Below are 511 nucleotides of genomic sequence, written 5' to 3'. Positions count from 1 at the left end.
TAAACAACGTGCTGCATAAATACTAAATAGTCATGAGTTGGTCTGGCTCTAAAGGAGACGTTGGGTTTGAACAAAAACTTTGATTATCGCTATATACTTTCTTTTTTCTTTACTTTGAGTGTTATTAGCGGTTGTGCCTCGACAAACACTAAATCTAAGGGGTGGGATATCGAATTAGGAAGTTGTCAGGCAAGAGTACACCCCACTAGAACCAATGCTACAGCGGACTTCCTAGCTTGCTTCCACAACTACAATAAAAATATGAATGAAGTTAATATATGTATGCTTGAGCAAGGTTGGTCTGAATTGCAAGATGTATCATGTGATACCACGAGTAAGTTTTATACAAATAAGGAAATAGATAGTTGTTTAGATAGTTCAAATGAAAATAGCAATATTAGCTATGAAAAAATGAATTCTTGTTTAGCTCAGTTTAATGAATATGAGTACGAAGTTGACACGAAGGAAATTAAATCGGCAATAAAAAAACTATTAGAAGAACAAGTGAATT

Annotated in this window: 1 protein-coding gene; it reads left to right on the top strand. The window is 34.1% G+C overall.

Going from position 1 to position 511, the window contains the following annotated elements; translation table 11 throughout:
• Nucleotides 1–66: 66 nt before the first annotated feature.
• A partial coding sequence (locus J8L98_RS24575) for a hypothetical protein (protein WP_210998679.1) occupies nucleotides 67–511 on the top strand: 445 nt, incomplete at its 3' end.

Source organism: Pseudoalteromonas sp. MMG013 (assembly GCF_018100885.1).
Lineage (GTDB): Bacteria > Pseudomonadota > Gammaproteobacteria > Enterobacterales > Alteromonadaceae > Pseudoalteromonas > Pseudoalteromonas aurantia.
This window is presented reverse-complemented; position numbering and strand designations above follow the sequence as displayed.